The following is a 17,838-nucleotide window of genomic DNA, read 5'->3' on the forward strand; positions in this document are numbered from 1 at the left end:
CAACTTTAGAACGCTGGCAATAAACTGGGTCACTCTGCTACTCTTTCTACTACGCCATGTATAATAGGCCTATCCTTTACGTCTATTATTTTGAGGATGGACAATACTTGGGCGTATTTTAGATAGCGGCACTGACATACGGATCAATACTTGCATAAGCGCTTTCGCATTGAATGGCAGAAATGGCCATAAATAAGGGGTGCTTAAGGATTTCGTTCTCGCCAGCAGCAGAATGTATGCGGTAGAACCTACAACGAATCCAGGCAATCCAAATATACCTGTAATAATAACTAAAACAACACGCACCATTTTATTAGCTACAGATAGTTCGTAACTTGGTGTCGAATAAGAGCCAATGGCAGCTAAAGATATATATAAGATGACTTCTGGAACAAACATCCCCACTTCAATAGCTATTTGTCCCACTAAGACAGCGGCTATTAACCCCATAGCAGTTGATAAAGGTGTCGGTGTGTGGATCGCCGCTATCCTTAGCATTTCTAAGCCTAAGTCAGCGATTAATAACTGGATAATGATCGGAATCGTGGATTCCTCAGTTGGTCCTATAAATGACAAATTTTCTGGGAGAAGTTCTGGATTTACGACAAATAACATCCATAATGGCAATAAAAAGACTGAAAAAAGGATCCCGATAAAACGAACCCATCTAACAAATGAACCTACCATTGGCGACTGACGATATTCTTCTGCATGTTGAACATGATGAAAGTATGTGGTAGGTGTAATGATCATACTGGGTGACGTGTCCACCATGACTAAAACATGCCCTTCAAATAAGTGGGCAGAAGCCACATCTGGCCTTTCAGTATAACGGACTAGTGGAAAAGGATTATATCCCTGTCTGACTAAAAATTCCTCGACTGATTTATCAGCCATCGATAAACCGTCCGTATCTATATTCTTCATTTCTTCTTTAATCAGCTGAACCATGCCTGGATCGACAATATCATTAATGTAGGCTATACAAATATCGGTTTTTGAACGCTCCCCCACTTGTAACATTTCAAATCGCAAACGTTCATCTCTGATTCTTCTTCGAGTTAGAGCCGTATTTTCTACAATATTTTCCGTATAACCATCTCGCGAGCCCCTAATAACCTTTTCAGTATCCGGCTCCGTCGGGGTACGTCCAGGGTAAGAGCGCACGTCTACGATAAAGGCTTCCGATGCGCCTTCTACAAATATAACGATCAATCCAGAGAGTACCCTGGTGATCGATTTTTCAATTGACTGAGTAAGTTCAACCTGTTGGTGAACTAATTCATCATGGATAGATTGAAACGCTTCATCCTCCCCCGTATTTTCATCGTCAAGTTCATTGAGCTGACGTAATATCTGAATGATATACGATGTATCACATAACCCTGTTACATAGTACAAATTAATTTCATGACCTAGAATAGTTATGCTTCTAAAGCCTACATCAAAAGAGGTGTTGACACCGATCCGTTCATTCATCAGCTTTCTGTTTTGTTCAAGTTTCATCACAATCGGTGTTTCTTTTTCTGCCGGTTTTGACATCGTCTCAACTCCTTCGTTGCTTCTACCCCTTAGGTTTAAAAACAAGAGCGACTAAAAATCCAAATAAAATCGCTGTTGCAATTCCTGTTGAAGTTAATTCAAAAATACCAATGGCTACTCCAATAAAACCATGCTCATCTGCTTGATCCATTGCTCCGTGCAGCAAGGAATGCCCAAAACTCGTGATGGGGACAGTAGCTCCAGCTCCTGCAAACCGAATTAAGTTATCGTACAGATCGAAGGCATCAAGCACAGCCCCCGCCACTACGAAGGAGGACATAACATGGGCAGGAGTTAATTTAGCAACATCAAGTAACAGCTGGCCAATCACACATATTCCGCCTCCAACGACGAAAGCCCATAAAAACTCCATCAGTTTTCCTCCTTCGTAAGTACAACGCCGTGAGCAATACATGGAATTGTTTCTTTTTGTTGAATCATCATCGGGTTCATTAAGGCGCCCGTTGCAACGATAAGGATTCGCTTATACTTACCTTGCTTTAAGTCATCAATTAATTTCGAATAGGTGACGACAGCGGAACAAGCACAACCACTCCCCCCGCTAAAAACCGGCTGGTCACTATGGTAAACCATCAGCCCGCAATCATTATGAACTTCATCCACATCATAACCATCATTCTTTAGCATATCTCGCACAATAGGTGTTCCCACACTCGATAGGTCACCTGTTGCAATCACGTCATAATCGGATGGCATACGTCCCATATCTTCTAAATGGACTTTAATAGTGCTCCATGCTGCAGGAGCCATCGCTGATCCGAGGTCAAAAGGATCATTCGTTCCATAATCCATAACCCGCCCAATAGTTGCTGCCTCAATACGGATTGAGGAAGGCTGAGTAGACACGAGTGCAGCCCCACTTCCAGTCACGGTAAATGTTGCTGTTTTCGGCTTTTGACCCCCATATTCAGTTGGGTACCTGTATTGCCTTTCTGCGGTAGCATTATGTGAACTTACTGCTGCAATCGCCTGTTTAGCATAACCAGATTCAACCAGCGCTGCCGATAATGCGAGGGTTTCCATTGAAGTTGAGCATGCTCCAAACATGCCAAGTAACGGAATTCCAAGCTGCCGCGCTACATAGTTCCCTGTGACGTTTTGATTCAATAGATCTCCTGTTAATAAAAGGTCGATACTGGTTTGGTCAACTCCAGCTTTTTGCAGGCAATAACGAACTGCTTCTGACATCAATTTTCGTTCTGCGAGTTCCCAGTTTGCTTCGCCACAATGCAAATCATCATAACTAAAATCAAATAAGTTTTTCAGTGGACCGGCCCCTTCAAGCGGCCCGACTACAGTTCCTGTTGATTGAATATAAACAGGTTTTGCAAATGTCCATGTTTGTTTTCCTGCTTGTCCCACAAGTCATTCCTCCTAAAATAGCAAATGCCAGAAATAACGAATGATTCCTAACACGTAAGCTGCCACGACCCCAAAGACGATAACAGAGCCTGCAAGCTTGAAAAGATTTGTTGCAATCCCCAGTACAATGCCTTCACTCTTGTGTTCTAAAGCAGCCGATGTAATGGAATTCGCAAACCCCGTAATAGGTACAGCTGAACCCGCACCGGCAAATTGTCCTAAACGATCGTATATCCCAAATCCTGTTGCAAGAGAGGATAAAAGAATTAAGGTGGCTACTGTAGGGTTACTCGCATCCTTTTCACTGAAACCGAACCAGGAAATATACATTTCGGATAAGAGCTGTCCAAAAGTACAAATTAACCCACCCACAATAAAAGCTTTTAAACAATTCATAAAATAAGGAGGCTTCGGCTGATAATCCTTACTTTTTTGCTTATAATTTTTAGCGTCAAATGATTGCATAATTTCGTCTCCTTTTAACGTACAAAAATCACCCATTGAAATAGCGAGCCAGCAATTTTACCTAAGGCAAATGCCATAAGCAAGGGAAACAAGTAAACTTCTACTCCAATCCGTTTAAACAATAAGGGAAACACATTTATGACCTCTGTTAACGCTGCAGCCAGCAAACCAATAAATATTCCATGAAACAGCCCCCAGATGATCAGCCCGATAACAGGGAAACTGATAGGAAGGTCCCCAAAAGATAAGTATATCCCGAAAAAGACTCCTGTCAGAATCGCTCCTTCGTACCACCGAATTTTCGATTTAGAACGACTAAGCTGCATTAAACGAGGTACTACCCCTAAAACGGTCAGAAAGGCTACAAACCCTGTTCCTACCGCAAAACCGGACGCAAGACCTATAATTGCCTCAATGATCCTCATCTTGCTCAACCTTGTTCTCATTAATGGCTACATAGTGATCTAAGTCTTCCTGATATTTAAATACTTCTACTTCCATAGGATTAGGCTCCTCATTGAATTTTTTATGGAACCAATGATTAAAAAACAAAATCATCCCCAGGCCTAACCCTATGGAATAAGGAACCTGAATCCACAGCGGATGCTCTTTCTTTTCACCCGTTAACATGAAATGCAGCTTTTGTTGAACCGCCTCCATACTGACATCGTAGTGAAAGTTCATAATCGTCATGGCAGCTCCTATAAATAGAAGCACCCAAATTGCAGAAATTAAGATTAGCGAAGGATTTTTCGCCTGTTTCTTGTCGACATGTACAACACATTGATTTGGTCCTAGTATTTCAAGTTCAATATGTGGAAACCGTTGTAAAATGAGTTCGATTAAAGGATGAACATCAATGACGACAATATTCTTATCCTTTTCCTCTATGTTATAAATGGCCATATTCTCAAGGATTTGTTTATAACTGCTTGAACCGGCCACCTTTGCCACATCTTTCACACGAACTACATGATTTGTTGAAACACGGATAGACTGCCTCATTCGAATATATACAGGAGTTGCCATTTGCTGTACGCCTCCCCTGAAAGATTTCTTTGTTAGTATGTGTGAAATGGAAAGAAACATACAAAAAAAAGCTACGCAGGAGTGCGTAACTTTTTCACCTTACTTATTGAGTTTTTCCTGTTAAATAGGCAAAACTTGTTCATTCATTCATGGTTTCTTTCATATGCACAAGGATTTTCTTCTCCAACCTTGAAACTTGGACTTGGGATATACCCAATCTTTCGGCTACTTCACTCTGGGTCTGATCCTTGAAATAGCGTAAATAAATAATTAAGCGTTCCCGTTTCTCCAGTTTATTCATCATATCATGGAGCGTTAAATGCTCGAACCAGTGGGAATCTTCTTCAGCTATCTGATCTACTAGTGTGATCGGATCACCTTCACTTTCATAGACCGTTTCATAAATGGATTGGGGAGATCGGCCCGCTTCTTCTGCTTGAACGACATCCTCTGCAGTAAGATCAAGGGAATCCGCTATCTCATTCACTGTAGGAGATCGCCCCAACTCCTTCAATAACTCTTCCTTTTTCCCACGCACTTTATGATATGTTTCCTTTAGACTTCGACTTACTTTCACACTGCCATCATCTCTAATAAACCGCTGAATTTCACCGATAATCATAGGAACAGCATACGTTGAAAATTTCACATCATAACTAAGATCAAATTTATCAACTGACTTCAATAAGCCAATGCATCCAATTTGATACAAATCATCGGGGTCATAACCTCGCTTTAAATACCGTTGAACAACCGACCATACAAGCCTCGTATTACGCTCAACTAAATAATGCCTCGCCTCTTGATCTCCGGCTTGACTCTTTTTTATTAACTCCCTTACTTCTTTATCGGATAGACGCTCTTTAGTAATATCTGTTTTCATACTCATCGCCCTAATTAGCCAGTGCTCTAGTTGACGTGAGCTGCTTTACCATCCGGATTGTCGTGCCTGCCCCTTCATCTGATTTGATCTCCACCTTATCCATGAAATTCTCCATAATGGTAAATCCCATGCCGGAACGCTCCCACTCAGGTTTCGATGTAAAGAGAGGTTCCCGGGCTTGTTCGATATCGGCCATCCCGATCCCATTATCCTTAATGATAATTTCGATTTGCTCATCTTCCATAGCACACTCAAGAAGTACCGTTTGATCAGGCTTATCTTCATAGCCATGAATAATCGCATTTGTTACAGCTTCTGATACTACCGTTTTAATATCAGTGAGTTCATCCATGGTTGGATTCATTTGACTAATAAAAGAAGCTACGGAAATCCGCGCAAGGGCTTCGTTTTGGCTGACACTTAAAAACTCGATTTTCATATGATTTTTCATGACGCCACCCCCAGCATCTGCAACGCAAAATCTTCATTGTCAACCAATTTAACAATTTTAAACATTCCGGATAGATCAAATAACCTGCGAACTTCTGGCGAGATAGAACAAATCACCATTTCACTGCCTGCAGCCTGAATTTCTTTATATCGTCCAAGCATGACGCCCAGTCCAGAACTGTCCATAAACGATAATTTTTCTAAATTAACGATTACATTTCCTACGTTATTCTGAGCAAGCTGGGCCTGCCATTCTTCACGAAGACTTGTCGCTTCGTGGTGATCTAATTCTCCGGCTAACCTGACGAGCAGCACATTCTCTTTTACAGCAAAATCTACATGAAGACTCAAGTTCTCTTCCTCCTCTATCTTTTAGAGTCACTTAAGTCTTTCGCAGATTTAATTGCATTTTCCTTCTCCAAAACAATACTAGTGGCATATCGCTAAAACTTCTGAAAACTCGTCAAATTTCTAAAGGATCGTTCGAATAACTCTAATATATTTGCGCGCTTGACCGGTTTTGTGGCCTCTAATCGGACTTTTGTTACTTCCTGCCCATTATTTGTAATCACAATCCATCCAAAGTGATCCCCTTTCTTGACTGGAAGATCAAGTGATTTACGCACCTTAAGAGTTGCCTTATATTTTCCTTTTGGCTGATTCTTTTTCTTTAGGACGACAACATCTTTTTCAGGGGCTAAAGGCAGGACTTTCGGTGTCCCTCTCGTAGTTTTCAGTGAATGAAGCACATCATTTTTTGAAAAAAGTTGAACTCCCTCATACTGACTGAATCCGTAATCGAGCATGCTAGTTACATCAGCATTACGTTTCTTTGGAGTTTCTGCTCCCATTACAACGGCAATCATATGAAGATCACCTTTCTTCGCAGAAGCAGTAAGACAGTATTTTGCCTTATCCGTATAACCCGTTTTTAAACCATCCACGCCAGGATATGATTTAATAAGTTTGTTAGTATTCACGAGCCAAAATTCATTCTCCTGACCTTTACGTAAATAGTCTTCATACGTGCTCGTATATTCCGTAATATCCTCATGTAATAATAATTCTCGTGCCATCACCGCCATGTCTCTTGCCGTACTGTAATGTCCTTTCGCGGGAAGACCTGTTGGATTTTCAAAGTGCGTGTTCTTCAGCCCTAGACTTTTAGCCTTTTCATTCATTAATTTGACGAAAGCTTTTTCACTGCCGGCAATTCGTTCAGCCATAGCCACACTTGCATCGTTCCCCGAAGCAATGGCAATTCCCTTAATCAGGTCCTTAACAGTCATCTCTTCCCCTGCTTCAAGAAATATTTGAGATCCTCCCATCGATGCTGCGTTTTCACTGACCCTCACTTTTTCATCTAATGAAATATTACTTTTCTCAAGCTCCTCCATGATCAGGAGGAGGGTCATAATTTTAGTCATACTGGCTGGCGGCAGTTTTTTATCTGCCTGCTTTTCGTATAACGTCATTCCACTGTTTTTCTCCATCAAGATAGCGGATGGCGCCGAATTTACCAGCTCTTCAGCTGTTTCCTCTGCCTTTGCGTAGGTTGGAGTATACATCACTCCTAAAACAGTGATCGCTATTAGTAAGCTGAGTAATCGTTTCATATGTTTCCCACCTTCTTCTGTAAGTGTTCCTATATTTCCCTGTATGAACACTTCTATACGGATATTCAGACGTAAAAAAAGAACCCCGACGCCATGGTCAGAGTTCTTACATGAAACTTAATGTCCTTATTTAATAACTTTATGAATCAATCGAGGAGCTTCTACTTTTTCATTCGAGATTATATAGGCTTGTTTAACTTTTTCGATGGAGGAATCGGGGTTCTCATCATCACTATGAAGTACGACTAATGTTTCGCCCGCCTTTATTGCGTCACCTATTTTTTTCTTGAGTGTAATTCCGACACCGTGATTGATCAAATCGTCCTTTGTAGACCGTCCAGCCCCCAGATACATGGCTGCTACACCTATAGACTCTGCATCAATTTCAGCGATATACCCATCCTGATCTGCCGTCACTTCAATATGGTGCGAGGAAGTTGGCAGGTTTGTTAAGTCATCCACCATGGACAGATCACCATTTTGGGCTTCAATAAAGCTTCTAAAGGCCTCAAATGCTTTACCATTTTCAAGATTCTGTTCAAGTGTCTCGTACGCCTCTTCGTAACTTGCGAAAATTTCAGCGAGAACCGTCATATGTGAAGCCAGTTCCAGTGACAGATTTCTTAAATCTTCTACCTTTTTACCTTGCAGGATTTCAGCAGCTTCTCTGATTTCGTTGGCATTCCCCACTTCGAATCCAAGCGGCTGGTTCATATCACTGATTACAGCAACCGTATTTCTGCCGAGACTGTTACCGATATTCACCATTTCACGAGCAAGTGATTCAGAGTCTTCAAGAGTTTTCATAAACGCACCACTGCCTGTTTTTACGTCGAGCACAATGCTGTCTGCCCCGGAAGCCAACTTTTTACTCATGATTGAGCCGGCAATGAGGGGCAATGAATCAACAGTGCCTATAACGTCTCTGAGCGCATATAACTTTTTATCAGCAGGCGCAAGGTTTCCTGTTTGACCAGCCACAGCTAACTTATGTTCATTGACGTTTTTAATAAATTGTTCCTTTTCCATTTCAATTTTGAGATCCTTAATGGCTTCCAATTTATCAAGGGTCCCCCCTGTGTGACCAAGCCCGCGCCCCGACATTTTAGCTACGGGCACCCCTACTGAGGCTACGAGCGGGCCGACAATAAATGTCACTTTATCACCGACACCTCCAGTAGAGTGTTTATCAACCTTATGGCCCTTTATCGCTGAGAGGTCAATGGTTTCCCCGGAATTGACCATTGCCTGAGTTAAGGTGGCGGTCTCCGCTTGTGTCATCCCTTGAAAATAAATGGCCATCGTAAAAGCAGCCGCCTGATAGTCAGGAATGTCACCTTTTGTGTAGCCATCAATAAAATAATCAATCTCCTGCTTCGTTAACTCTCCACCGTCTCTTTTTTTCACAATGATGTCGTACATTCTCATATTGTCCACCCCTATTTTATGCTGGTAATGTTTTAAGTAAATCTTTTACAAACCCAAGAAAGTCCTCTCTTACTTTGCCAGTTGTTTCAATTACTTCATCATGTGTTAGAGGCTGATCTAAGATCCCTGCAGCCATATTTGAGATACAGGAGATTCCAAGAACACGGATACCCATATGATTCGCTACAATAACTTCCGGGACGGTTGACATACCAACTGCGTCCCCTCCAAGAGTACGAATCATCCGTACTTCAGCCGCTGTTTCGTAAGCAGGCCCGGTATTTCCCACGTAAACTCCTTTTTGAATGTTCAAACTAAGCCGTTCAGCACTTTGTTCAGCATGATGAATTAATGCACGGTCGTAAGCTTCGGACATGTCAGGAAAACGAGGGCCTAGTTCTTCATCATTCACACCCATTAAAGGGTTGTCTCCCATGTTGTTGATGTGATCGGTGATGACCATAAGATTACCCGCCTCAAATGATTCATTCACTCCTCCAGCAGCGTTCGTCACAAACAACGTTTCCACTCCTAATTCCTTCATGACGCGAACCGGGAATGTTACTTGCTTCATGTCATAGCCCTCATAATAATGAAAACGCCCCTGCATGGCGATGACTTGGCGGCCCTCAAGCTTGCCAATGACTAGCTGTCCTTTGTGACCGGACACGGTTGATTCTGGGAAATGCGGGATCTCTTTATATTGGATCATGACAGGATTTTCTATTTCATCGGCAAGTACGCCTAAGCCTGAGCCTAAGATCAGTCCTACTGTCGGCTCAACCTCTACTTTCTCCTGGATAAATGCTGCTGCTTCTTGACTTTGTTGTCTCATATTCGAATCTCCTCTACTGAATATTTTTTAAGAAACTTTTTCCGTACTTCGGCATTTCAACTGAAAAGTTTTCTGCGATCGTAGCACCGATATCAGCAAACGTCTCGCGTTGTTCAAGTTCATTCCCCTTGTTTATGCCATTGTGATAGACAAGCAATGGTACTAGTTCTCTCGTGTGGTCGGTGCCATGATGAATTGGATCATTACCATGATCGGCTGTAATAATTAATAAGTCTTCATCATTAAGCCTATCGAGCACTTCCGGCAGCCGTGCATCGTAGGCCTCAAGTGCTTCGCCATAGCCTTGAGGGTCACGACGATGGCCAAACTTCGCATCGAAATCCACGAGGTTCAAAAAGTTTAAACCAGTAAAGTCCTGGTCCATAGATGCAACCAACTGGTCCATGCCGTCCATGTTATGTTTCGTGCGAATCGCCTCTGTGACACCTTCTCCATCATAAATATCAGAAATTTTACCCAATGCAATAACATCTAAATCAGCGTCAGCCATCTCATTCATAACGGTTCTTCCAAATGGTTTTAAAGCATAATCATGACGATTTGACGTTCTTTCAAAATCTCCAGGTTTACCGGTGAATGGTCGTGCGATCACTCGCCCTACCATATATTCTTCAGCCTTCGTCAATTCACGAGCATACTCGCAAATTTCATAGAGCTCTTCTAAAGGAACTACATCTTCATGGGCTGCAATTTGCAGAACAGAATCAGCAGATGTGTAAGCGATTAGATCTCCTGTATCCATATGGTGCTCCCCTAGTTCTTTGATAATCTCGGTGCCTGAAGCTGGTTTATTCCCCACGATCCCGCGTCCTGTTTTTGTCTTGATCTTTTGGAGCAATTCATCAGGAAATCCGTCTGGAAAAGTACGAAAAGGCTGATCGATGTATAGCCCCATAATCTCCCAATGGCCAGTCATCGTGTCTTTACCGTGTGAGGCTTCCACCATAGTCGTATAGTGTGCGGAAGAGTCCTCCACTTGTTTAATTCCATGAACCGGTGCAATGTTACCAAGCCCCAGTTTCTCCATATTCGGCATCGTCAATCCGTTCATATGTCCGGCAATGTGCCCAAGAGTATGGGCCCCTTTATCGTTGAATTTGTCAGCGTCAGGTGCTTCTCCAATACCAACTGAATCCATCACAATCAAAAATACCCTTTTAAATGATTTCATTTTGTTATACCTCCTAAAATATATTGTCTCTACTCTGTTCAAAACTATATCCTGAAAAGAAGATGTAGGATGTCAGACAACTTGAAAGAAAAAAATGATTACGCTCGTGGATGAAACGAGCGATAAACATCTTTAAGCCGTGATTTGGTTACGTGTGTATAAATTTGAGTCGTGGAAATATCGGCATGTCCAAGCATTTCCTGAACTGCGCGTAAATCTGCCCCGTTTTCTAACAAATGAGTAGCAAAGGAATGGCGTAAGGTGTGCGGAGTGATCTCTTTATTGATTCCCGCTTCAACAGCAACCGCTTTCAATATTTTCCAAAAACCCTGCCTTGACAACGGATTCCCGTGATGGTTGACAAACAACTCCTCAACCTTTTTGTGTTTTACCAATTTCCCTCGCGAACCATTCAAGTATCTTTCTACAGCTTCTTTGGCGAGATCGCCAAGCGGAATAATTCTCTCCTTAGATCCTTTTCCCATGCAACGAACAAACCCCATAGTTAAATGCAGGTCGCTTACTTTTAACGTGATCAGCTCGGTGACACGCAATCCTGTTGCATAAAGCATTTCAAGCATTGCCTTATTCCGGGCTGAGAGCGGATCATTTGATCTTATATTTAAAAGCTTTTCGACATCCTCAGAAGAGAGAACTTTCGGCAGCCTGCGTTCCTTCTTCGGTGTCTCTATATGTAAACTCGGATCTTGATTAGACACTTTTTCCCTAACCAGGAACTGATGAAAAAGGCGAATCGAAGAAAGCAGACGGGCTAATGTAGCAGCCGAACGGCCCTTATCATTTAATTCATACAGGTATTTCATAATGTGAGCACGAGAAACATAATCCCAATCACTTATGCTTTCCTTCGTTTGTAAAAAGTTTTGATATTGTTGTAAATCCCGTTGATAAGACTGGATAGTATTTGGCGATAAACCTCGTTCTACGGTTAAAAAGTGATAGAAATCCTCCAAAGCAAACTTCATGCTCTTACTCCCCTAGTCGAAAGAAAATTGAAAGACGATCCGTCCATTCTGAATCTAGTGGACTGACAACTTTGACAGCTGAACCATCAGGCGGGTCATAACGATGCTGCCGCTCATACTCTTGATGTATCATTCGTATGGCTGCGTAAAAAACACAGGTACATACAGTAAAAACGATAAGGACCTTTATTAAGTCCTGAAGACTGCGTTTGATTTTAGACATAATTAACCCCCTTAATGTCCTTTATAACAGGGTATGCCTAAAATCAATTCAAATATACATAAGATTCCCATCTATACTTCAAACGTACATGATTTTCATTTAATTGTAAATAGAAAAGGTACAGGAACAGCACCCTGCCCTGTTCAATAAACCCGCAATCCTTGTATATCCAAACAAATAGGTGAAACCGCTATAAAGATAGATTCATAGCGGCTTCATTGGATTGAATTTCATTCATTTACGAAGAACTGTTTGCTGGAATGGCTGCTTTTTGACAGACACGACAAATCCCATGAAAAGTCAGGCGATGGTCTTTAACTTGGAAATTCCATTGTCCCTCTATCAGCTTCTCTACATCACCTAATAGATCCTCCTCAATTTCCTCTACGGATCCACATTCAATACAGACGAGATGATGATGAAAATGCTCAGCCCCTTCTTTACGAAGATCATAGCGTGATACCCCGTCACCAAAGTTTATTTTATCCACAACTTTAAGCTCAGAAAGCAATTCTAGGGTACGATATACCGTAGCAAGACCAATCTCAGGCGCTTTCTCTTTTACGAGGAGGTAAACGTCTTCGGCACTTAAATGGTCTTCTTCATTTTCTAGAAGCACTCTCACCGTGGCCTCACGTTGTGGTGTCAATTTATAACTTTGGGAATGCAATTGCTTCTTTATGCGTTCAATGCGATGCTCCATCTCGTTCGTCCCTCCCTCGTAATTCCATTTTCATTATAAGCAGAGACAGAACGAGTGTCAAATTAAAATAATTATAAAGTGTTAATGATAATCATTATAAATAAGGTTGCTTATTAGTTGTAAATCCATTTTACCACTACTTCAAGAATGGGATTAGCAATAAATACTTCCACAATCGAAGCCCCCATTAAGATTACTAAAAGTACACCAAACATGGCACTATAGCGTGCGAACGCCTGGATTATCGGTTGATGGACCCGACGGATAAACAATTGCTTGCACAATGTTAGTGAAAAAATCAGCGCCAGGGCCCCTGCTGTTAAATAGACAGGAATAACCAATAAATTTTGCGGAGCAATGGAAGCTGAGGAGAGCAGTAATCCATACCAACCCATTTGATTGACGAGAAACCCTACAGAAAACCCAACGACAAGACCTTTAATAAACAAAAGCACTGTAATGATCGGCATGCCAACGATAGAAATCCCAAGCAAAAAAAGTAACAGCATATATTTAATATGATAGAGGATACTGTCTCTTAGCAGTGTCGTTTTGGATTGTCCTTCTGTCCCTATCATTTGCTCAAAAAATTGCTTTAGATAAAAGAATAAGTCCTGTTTTTGGACAAAATTCATACTGTTAACAATTACAGCACCAAAGATCATACCCATAATGAATAGAACGAAAATAAACACGAATATACTCATATGATTATTAACATCTTTTCTTACCATTTTTGCGCCCTGTCGCATGGATTCTTCATCCTTTCTCATAAACGATCTATGATTAATCTATGATGAAAGGATGAAAAGTAGACCAGGTTTACGAGAGTTTTGGCTGTACTTTTCCGTACACGCCTCCTCCCCCTTCTACTATAGTCAGTTCACCTGTTCTCATTGCGATGATTGAAGCTGCTACATGCCGGGGTATGACCTCTATCATTTCCTCGAAACTTGTTTTATGAATGATAGTCATTTCGGTCCCGAAGGCATCCAGTATTCTCCCATAAGTCTTCTTGCCAACTCCTGGAAGATAATCCAAAGGAACTTGATAAATATATTCAGGACGAGCTGGAGCATCACTAGTCCCACCGCTCAATTCTTCAATTCGATCAGCTACGCCTTTCACCATCTTTCTCGATCCACATGCTTCACAAACATGGTCAGCAGGAGAACCGGGATGAAAGCAGGCAGCGCAAACTGTCCTGTGATATTTGCCCAATTTAGGGTTCATGCCAAAATTTTTTCTAATTCCTCTGCCACCGGACTGGTGTAGTGCTTTGCCAAATTCTGAAAAAGAGGAGGCCCCTACCTCAACGAGCTGATATTCGCGTGCCAGTCTAATCGCCGAATGGGCATCTGAATTTGTAACAAAAGGATAGTCATGAAGTTCTTCAATTCGGTCTGCCATGTTGGAATCGGAACTCAGACCCAGTTCAACTCCATCAATAAGATCAGGATGAAAGACTTCCTTCAAACTTTTCTTTACCCCTTTGCCATACATACTCTTAAACGGAGTGAATACATGAGCGGGAATGAACCAGCCTCCTTGAGAATGAACATATTCTTGCAGTTCCCGCCCTGTCCCGTAGAATCGCTGTGAACTTAAATTAATATTTGTCATCTTATAGGACAACCACTCTGTAAATGCCTTCATTTTCACAAGAGATGGAAAATAACAAAGCACGTGAACCGGACCACTGCAGGCAGCATCATAAATTTCAACTTCGGAACCGAGAACCAACACAGTTTCTTCAAAACGAATCCCGCCATCTTCAAGTTCTTCCGCCCGGCCCTCGCTTATCAGATGAGTGAGTTCCTCCTGGACAGCCGGAACATGGGCATCGATCACGCCCACAATATCCAGCCCTTTCCTTCGACTGGCTTCTTCTAGGATAGCTGTGATTGTCAATGATTTTGATCCGGTAATTTTTACTGGATTTCCGTTCCAATCACTACCTACATGGACATGGAGGTCGGCAAAACATTTTTGTAAGCTCATTTAGCATTTCCTTTCAAGCTTAAATAGAGTAATGCATAAGCTGTCTTCGCATCATGGATTCGGTGCATACTTGCAAGCTGTTCCGCTTCCTCTAGTGTTAGTTCCTGCATTTCAACAAACTCATCCTCATCTAAAGAGGCTGCTTCTTTAAGCGGCTTCAATTGATCTGTATAATAGAGATGTACAAGCTCATCTGCAAATCCAGGTGAAGTATAGAAAGAGGTAATTAAGTTAAGTCGATCTGTCGTGTAACCTGTTTCTTCCTCTAATTCTCGTAAGGCGGTTACTTCTGGCTTTTCCCCACTCTCAAGTTTCCCTGCGGGGATTTCTAAAATACTTTTTTCCAGGGCTTTACGGTATTGCTCCACAAACACAATTTTCCCCTCATCCGTCAAAGCTATAATAGCTACAGCCCCTGGATGTTTGATTAACTCCCGTTTGGATGTTTGTCCATCGGGTAAAGTAACTGTATCAACTTGCAACTGAATAATCTTACCTTTATAAATAATTTCTGTATGATTTGTTTTTTCTTCAAATTTACTCAAAGACTTAGTCATCCTCTCTACTATCTTTATGTTAGTTTAACATAGAGGTAAATATACTCAGCAAAACTACTTCATTACATTATTGAAAGGAAGATAATATATGAATAAACGTCAGTTAGGAGCATCCAATTTATATGTTTCAGAAATCAGCTTAGGCGGTATGTCCTTTGGGAAGGATAAACGACAAGCGAAATCCATTATAGACCGGGCTTTGGAAGCAGGGGTCAATTATATAGATACAGCTGACCTTTATGACTTCGGCATGAATGAAGAAATTATAGGTGACGCCATTCAAGGCCGCAGGGAAGACTTGCTCGTTGGAACAAAAGTCGGAAATAATTTCAAGCGAGGAGAAGAAGGCTGGTCGTGGGACCCATCAAAAGCCCATATAAAAACAGCCGTCAAAGATAGTTTGCAACGGTTAAAAACAGATTATATTGATCTGTACCAGCTTCACGGCGGAACCATCGATGACCCAATTGATGAAACGATTGAAGCGTTTGAAGAGTTAAAACAAGAAGGGCTGATTCGTGAATACGGTATTTCTTCCATTCGACCAAATGTCATCCGTGAGTATGTAGAGAAATCGAACATCGTCAGCGTCATGATGCAGTATAACGCCTTAGACAGAAGGCCTGAAGAAGGGATTCTCGATCTGTTAAAAGATAATCAGATTAGTGTATTAGCACGAGGTCCGCTAGCGAAAGGCATACTTTCCTCTAAAGGAGTAGAAGTGGCCCAACAGAAAGCTAAAGACGGCTTTCTAGATTACAGCCAAGAGGAAGTACTCACAATTACAGAGAAATGGCAGCAGATGGCGGATGTTAAGCGTCCATCTTCCGCTCTCGCCCTGGAGTACATTCTATACCACCCGGCCGTCGCCACGGCTGTATTTGGCGCAAGTTCCTTGGAGCAGTTGAACGACAACCTGAACTACCTTGATGCTGTGCCACTCACTGAACAATTGTACGAGGCCATTCACGGTTTGACAAAGCCTATTACCTATCAAAATCATCGTTAAATTGAAATATGTACCTTTAATCACAATAAACGCCCACCATTTAAGGATGGGCGTTTATTTTTTAAACTTTTTCCAATCGAGGTTACTTTCATTGAGAAGTTGTTCGAAGCTTTTGTTCGCTTCTTTTCTTTTCCTTTCCTCCATTCTCCGCAGTCGGTCTTGCTCCTGTTTTTCCTCTTCAACATGTTTGAGCGCTGATTTTTAGCTCGGAGCTTATCAAGCACGTCCTGATTAAGATGCTCGCTAACTGAATCTGGCTGGTTTTTTTTCTCACTCATAACGGCACCTCGTTTTTGATCGTACCGGTTGGGATTATCGGATTCAATACTCCTTCAGGGCTGCTTAAACGGAAGAAGCCTTTGCTTGTGAAATCCAATTTCATCTCAGGTTTAAAAAACGTAGACTGCTGTCGGTCAATAATTACATTGAATTTTTCATTCTCAACCGCTTTATCGCTATCTTTAAACATGGTATCCGTTAACCTGATGGTTGGCTGTCCGTTTACCCCGCAGCCTAACCCCTCCGTATCATAAAACAATCTCAGGAAAGAATGATTTTCATCTTGTAACAGATTAAGCTGCTCATTTGCAGCATTCGTTATCGTTAACTTCACTTTTATTCCTCCCATTCGCCTTTATCATAAGAAAAACGGTAGAGGGTATGCAACCGATTTGCTTTAGCGCCACCATTGTTGACCTACTGCGATCAAGCTGTAACTACGGGCAGTAATAAATAAATTACTTTTTACTAAATTGTCGTTTAAGGCCACGTTCCACCAGCCCCGGAGCTAATTGGTAAGCCTTACTGCCTGAATCCATCCAGGCTGGCAAATTAATTTCCCTCCGCTTCGTAAATAAGTGTTTTACGACAGAAAGGGCTACTTTATTAGGATCGAGCATCACGTTCTCAACGGCTTTCTCGTAACCTCCTGAAGGATCTGCTGACTTAAAAAAATTTGTTCGAACAGGACCGAGATTTACCGATGTCACATAAACTCCGTCTTTTTCAACTTCCATTCGCAGTGCATTTGTAAATCCAATTACTGCGTGTTTAGAAGCTGAATAGACAGATGATCTAGGAGTAGCAATCTTTCCGGCCTGGGAAGCAATATTTACAACATGACCTTGTTTTTGATTTAAAAAATGAGGTAAGAGCTGATGAGTCGTTCGAATAAGTGACTTCACATTTACAGCAAGCATCCTGTCAATATCCTGCCATTTTGCCTCAGAAACATAATCAAATACGGCCATTCCTGCATTATTAATAAGGGCATCTATTGGACCGTGTTCGAAACAAATCCGATCAATTACATCCTTCCAGTCGGCATCATTAGATAAGTCCGCTTCATACCAGTAGCAAGGCACCTCAAACTCCTGCTGGACATGCTGTGAAATAATTCTTAACCTGTCTACCGATCGTGCAGCGAGAATAGGGATACCTCCTCTCCTTGCCACGTGGATAGCTAAATACATTCCGATTCCGCTGGACGCTCCTGTAATTAAAATTTTTCTCCCTGATAAATGTCTTTTCATAACT

At 41.7% G+C, this 17,838-nt stretch carries 23 protein-coding genes; 1 reads left to right on the plus strand and 22 read right to left on the minus strand.

Annotated features, from left to right (window positions below):
• Nucleotides 1-69: 69 nt before the first annotated feature.
• The 19 genes from P9989_RS12140 to P9989_RS12230 all read right to left on the minus strand — a co-directional run bounded on the left by P9989_RS12140 (nt 70) and on the right by P9989_RS12230 (nt 15,281).
• The gene (locus P9989_RS12140; RefSeq protein ID WP_283075179.1) at nt 70-1,542 is read right to left on the minus strand and encodes a spore germination protein; all 1,473 of its coding nucleotides are present in this window, start codon (nt 1,540-1,542) and stop codon (nt 70-72) included.
• A gap of 22 nt (nt 1,543-1,564) precedes the next feature.
• Nucleotides 1,565-1,915: a stage V sporulation protein AE gene (spoVAE, locus tag P9989_RS12145; RefSeq protein WP_283075180.1), complete on the minus strand. Its 351-nt coding sequence runs from the start codon at nt 1,913-1,915 to the stop codon at nt 1,565-1,567.
• Nucleotides 1,915-2,925 (minus strand): stage V sporulation protein AD, encoded by a 1,011-nt coding sequence (gene spoVAD, locus P9989_RS12150; RefSeq protein WP_283075181.1) that lies wholly within the window; start codon nt 2,923-2,925, stop codon nt 1,915-1,917. Before spoVAD ends, spoVAE begins: the two co-directional genes overlap by 1 nt.
• Nucleotides 2,926-2,937: 12 nt before the next feature.
• Nucleotides 2,938-3,390: a stage V sporulation protein AC gene (spoVAC, locus tag P9989_RS12155; protein ID WP_283075182.1), complete on the minus strand. Its 453-nt coding sequence runs from the start codon at nt 3,388-3,390 to the stop codon at nt 2,938-2,940.
• Nucleotides 3,391-3,404: 14 nt separating this feature from the next.
• Nucleotides 3,405-3,815 carry a stage V sporulation protein AB gene (locus P9989_RS12160; RefSeq protein WP_283075183.1) on the minus strand — a complete coding sequence of 137 codons (411 nt, stop codon included), beginning with the start codon at nt 3,813-3,815 and terminating at the stop codon, nt 3,405-3,407.
• Nucleotides 3,802-4,419 carry a stage V sporulation protein AA gene (locus tag P9989_RS12165; RefSeq protein WP_283075184.1) on the minus strand — a complete coding sequence of 206 codons (618 nt, stop codon included), beginning with the start codon at nt 4,417-4,419 and terminating at the stop codon, nt 3,802-3,804. The genes P9989_RS12160 and P9989_RS12165 overlap by 14 nt, the downstream gene beginning before the upstream one ends.
• 139 nt (nt 4,420-4,558) lie before the next feature.
• Nucleotides 4,559-5,302 (minus strand): RNA polymerase sporulation sigma factor SigF, encoded by a 744-nt coding sequence (gene sigF, locus P9989_RS12170; RefSeq protein ID WP_283075185.1) that lies wholly within the window; start codon nt 5,300-5,302, stop codon nt 4,559-4,561.
• 10 nt (nt 5,303-5,312) lie between these two features.
• Nucleotides 5,313-5,753 (minus strand): anti-sigma F factor, encoded by a 441-nt coding sequence (gene spoIIAB, locus P9989_RS12175; RefSeq protein WP_283075186.1) that lies wholly within the window; start codon nt 5,751-5,753, stop codon nt 5,313-5,315.
• Nucleotides 5,750-6,103 (minus strand): anti-sigma F factor antagonist, encoded by a 354-nt coding sequence (spoIIAA, locus tag P9989_RS12180; protein ID WP_163526285.1) that lies wholly within the window; start codon nt 6,101-6,103, stop codon nt 5,750-5,752. Before spoIIAA ends, spoIIAB begins: the two co-directional genes overlap by 4 nt.
• 92 nt (nt 6,104-6,195) lie before the next feature.
• Nucleotides 6,196-7,368 (minus strand): D-alanyl-D-alanine carboxypeptidase family protein, encoded by a 1,173-nt coding sequence (locus tag P9989_RS12185; protein WP_283075187.1) that lies wholly within the window; start codon nt 7,366-7,368, stop codon nt 6,196-6,198.
• Between the two features lie 126 nt (nt 7,369-7,494).
• Nucleotides 7,495-8,796 (minus strand): pyrimidine-nucleoside phosphorylase, encoded by a 1,302-nt coding sequence (locus P9989_RS12190; protein WP_283075188.1) that lies wholly within the window; start codon nt 8,794-8,796, stop codon nt 7,495-7,497.
• A 16-nt stretch (nt 8,797-8,812) separates the two neighbouring features.
• A complete protein-coding gene (locus P9989_RS12195) occupies nt 8,813-9,631 on the minus strand; it encodes a purine-nucleoside phosphorylase (RefSeq protein WP_283075189.1) in 819 nt (272 codons plus the stop codon).
• Between the two features lie 13 nt (nt 9,632-9,644).
• Nucleotides 9,645-10,823 (minus strand): phosphopentomutase, encoded by a 1,179-nt coding sequence (deoB, locus tag P9989_RS12200; RefSeq protein WP_283075190.1) that lies wholly within the window; start codon nt 10,821-10,823, stop codon nt 9,645-9,647.
• Between the two features lie 98 nt (nt 10,824-10,921).
• Nucleotides 10,922-11,809, minus strand: a complete 888-nt coding sequence (gene xerD, locus P9989_RS12205) for a site-specific tyrosine recombinase XerD (protein ID WP_283075191.1) — start codon at nt 11,807-11,809, stop codon at nt 10,922-10,924.
• Between the two features lie 4 nt (nt 11,810-11,813).
• Nucleotides 11,814-12,032 carry a YqzK family protein gene (locus P9989_RS12210; protein WP_283075192.1) on the minus strand — a complete coding sequence of 73 codons (219 nt, stop codon included), beginning with the start codon at nt 12,030-12,032 and terminating at the stop codon, nt 11,814-11,816.
• Between the two features lie 238 nt (nt 12,033-12,270).
• Nucleotides 12,271-12,735: a ferric iron uptake transcriptional regulator gene (gene fur, locus P9989_RS12215; RefSeq protein ID WP_283075193.1), complete on the minus strand. Its 465-nt coding sequence runs from the start codon at nt 12,733-12,735 to the stop codon at nt 12,271-12,273.
• 113 nt (nt 12,736-12,848) lie between these two features.
• Nucleotides 12,849-13,469: a stage II sporulation protein M gene (spoIIM, locus tag P9989_RS12220; RefSeq protein WP_283075194.1), complete on the minus strand. Its 621-nt coding sequence runs from the start codon at nt 13,467-13,469 to the stop codon at nt 12,849-12,851.
• A gap of 88 nt (nt 13,470-13,557) precedes the next feature.
• Entirely contained in the window at nt 13,558-14,736 is a 1,179-nt protein-coding gene (locus P9989_RS12225; protein WP_283075195.1) for an endonuclease Q family protein, read from the minus strand.
• Nucleotides 14,733-15,281 carry an NUDIX hydrolase gene (locus tag P9989_RS12230; protein WP_283075196.1) on the minus strand — a complete coding sequence of 183 codons (549 nt, stop codon included), beginning with the start codon at nt 15,279-15,281 and terminating at the stop codon, nt 14,733-14,735. Before P9989_RS12230 ends, P9989_RS12225 begins: the two co-directional genes overlap by 4 nt.
• Nucleotides 15,282-15,381: 100 nt before the next feature.
• Between P9989_RS12230 and P9989_RS12235 the strand changes: the two genes are divergently transcribed.
• Nucleotides 15,382-16,302 (plus strand): aldo/keto reductase, encoded by a 921-nt coding sequence (locus P9989_RS12235; protein ID WP_283075197.1) that lies wholly within the window; start codon nt 15,382-15,384, stop codon nt 16,300-16,302.
• A 20-nt stretch (nt 16,303-16,322) separates the two neighbouring features.
• On the opposite strand, the gene P9989_RS21710 is transcribed toward P9989_RS12235, so the two are convergent.
• The 3 genes from P9989_RS21710 to P9989_RS12250 form a co-directional block, all read right to left on the minus strand.
• The gene (locus P9989_RS21710; RefSeq protein WP_428841940.1) at nt 16,323-16,580 is read right to left on the minus strand and encodes a hypothetical protein; all 258 of its coding nucleotides are present in this window, start codon (nt 16,578-16,580) and stop codon (nt 16,323-16,325) included.
• Entirely contained in the window at nt 16,577-16,915 is a 339-nt protein-coding gene (locus P9989_RS12245; protein WP_283075199.1) for an iron-sulfur cluster biosynthesis family protein, read from the minus strand. The genes P9989_RS21710 and P9989_RS12245 overlap by 4 nt, the downstream gene beginning before the upstream one ends.
• A 124-nt stretch (nt 16,916-17,039) precedes the next feature.
• The gene (locus P9989_RS12250; protein ID WP_283075200.1) at nt 17,040-17,834 is read right to left on the minus strand and encodes an SDR family NAD(P)-dependent oxidoreductase; all 795 of its coding nucleotides are present in this window, start codon (nt 17,832-17,834) and stop codon (nt 17,040-17,042) included.
• Between the last annotated feature and the right edge of the window lie 4 nt (nt 17,835-17,838).

It is taken from the genome of Halobacillus naozhouensis, from assembly GCF_029714185.1.
GTDB classification, from domain to species: Bacteria; Bacillota; Bacilli; order Bacillales; family Halobacillaceae; genus Halobacillus_A; species Halobacillus_A naozhouensis.

Excerpts from the sequence above, each read along its gene's own strand:
- spoVAC (WP_283075182.1), bottom strand. The coding sequence starts at position 3,390 with ATGCAATCATTTGACGCTAAAAATTATAAGCAAAAAAGTAAGGATTAT.
- deoB (WP_283075190.1), bottom strand. The coding sequence starts at position 10,823 with ATGAAATCATTTAAAAGGGTATTTTTGATTGTGATGGATTCAGTTGGT.
- spoIIM (WP_283075194.1), bottom strand. The coding sequence starts at position 13,469 with ATGGTAAGAAAAGATGTTAATAATCATATGAGTATATTCGTGTTTATT.
- P9989_RS12235 (WP_283075197.1), top strand. The coding sequence starts at position 15,382 with ATGAATAAACGTCAGTTAGGAGCATCCAATTTATATGTTTCAGAAATC.
- spoIIAB (WP_283075186.1), bottom strand. The coding sequence starts at position 5,753 with ATGAAAAATCATATGAAAATCGAGTTTTTAAGTGTCAGCCAAAACGAA.
- sigF (WP_283075185.1), bottom strand. The coding sequence starts at position 5,302 with ATGAAAACAGATATTACTAAAGAGCGTCTATCCGATAAAGAAGTAAGG.
- xerD (WP_283075191.1), bottom strand. The coding sequence starts at position 11,809 with ATGAAGTTTGCTTTGGAGGATTTCTATCACTTTTTAACCGTAGAACGA.
- P9989_RS21710 (WP_428841940.1), bottom strand. The coding sequence starts at position 16,580 with ATGAGTGAGAAAAAAAACCAGCCAGATTCAGTTAGCGAGCATCTTAAT.
- P9989_RS12210 (WP_283075192.1), bottom strand. The coding sequence starts at position 12,032 with ATGTCTAAAATCAAACGCAGTCTTCAGGACTTAATAAAGGTCCTTATC.
- P9989_RS12140 (WP_283075179.1), bottom strand. The coding sequence starts at position 1,542 with ATGTCAAAACCGGCAGAAAAAGAAACACCGATTGTGATGAAACTTGAA.
- fur (WP_283075193.1), bottom strand. The coding sequence starts at position 12,735 with ATGGAGCATCGCATTGAACGCATAAAGAAGCAATTGCATTCCCAAAGT.
- P9989_RS12250 (WP_283075200.1), bottom strand. The coding sequence starts at position 17,834 with ATGAAAAGACATTTATCAGGGAGAAAAATTTTAATTACAGGAGCGTCC.
- P9989_RS12225 (WP_283075195.1), bottom strand. The coding sequence starts at position 14,736 with ATGAGCTTACAAAAATGTTTTGCCGACCTCCATGTCCATGTAGGTAGT.
- P9989_RS12165 (WP_283075184.1), bottom strand. The coding sequence starts at position 4,419 with ATGGCAACTCCTGTATATATTCGAATGAGGCAGTCTATCCGTGTTTCA.
- P9989_RS12190 (WP_283075188.1), bottom strand. The coding sequence starts at position 8,796 with ATGAGAATGTACGACATCATTGTGAAAAAAAGAGACGGTGGAGAGTTA.
- P9989_RS12185 (WP_283075187.1), bottom strand. The coding sequence starts at position 7,368 with ATGAAACGATTACTCAGCTTACTAATAGCGATCACTGTTTTAGGAGTG.
- spoVAE (WP_283075180.1), bottom strand. The coding sequence starts at position 1,915 with ATGGAGTTTTTATGGGCTTTCGTCGTTGGAGGCGGAATATGTGTGATT.
- P9989_RS12195 (WP_283075189.1), bottom strand. The coding sequence starts at position 9,631 with ATGAGACAACAAAGTCAAGAAGCAGCAGCATTTATCCAGGAGAAAGTA.
- P9989_RS12160 (WP_283075183.1), bottom strand. The coding sequence starts at position 3,815 with ATGAGGATCATTGAGGCAATTATAGGTCTTGCGTCCGGTTTTGCGGTA.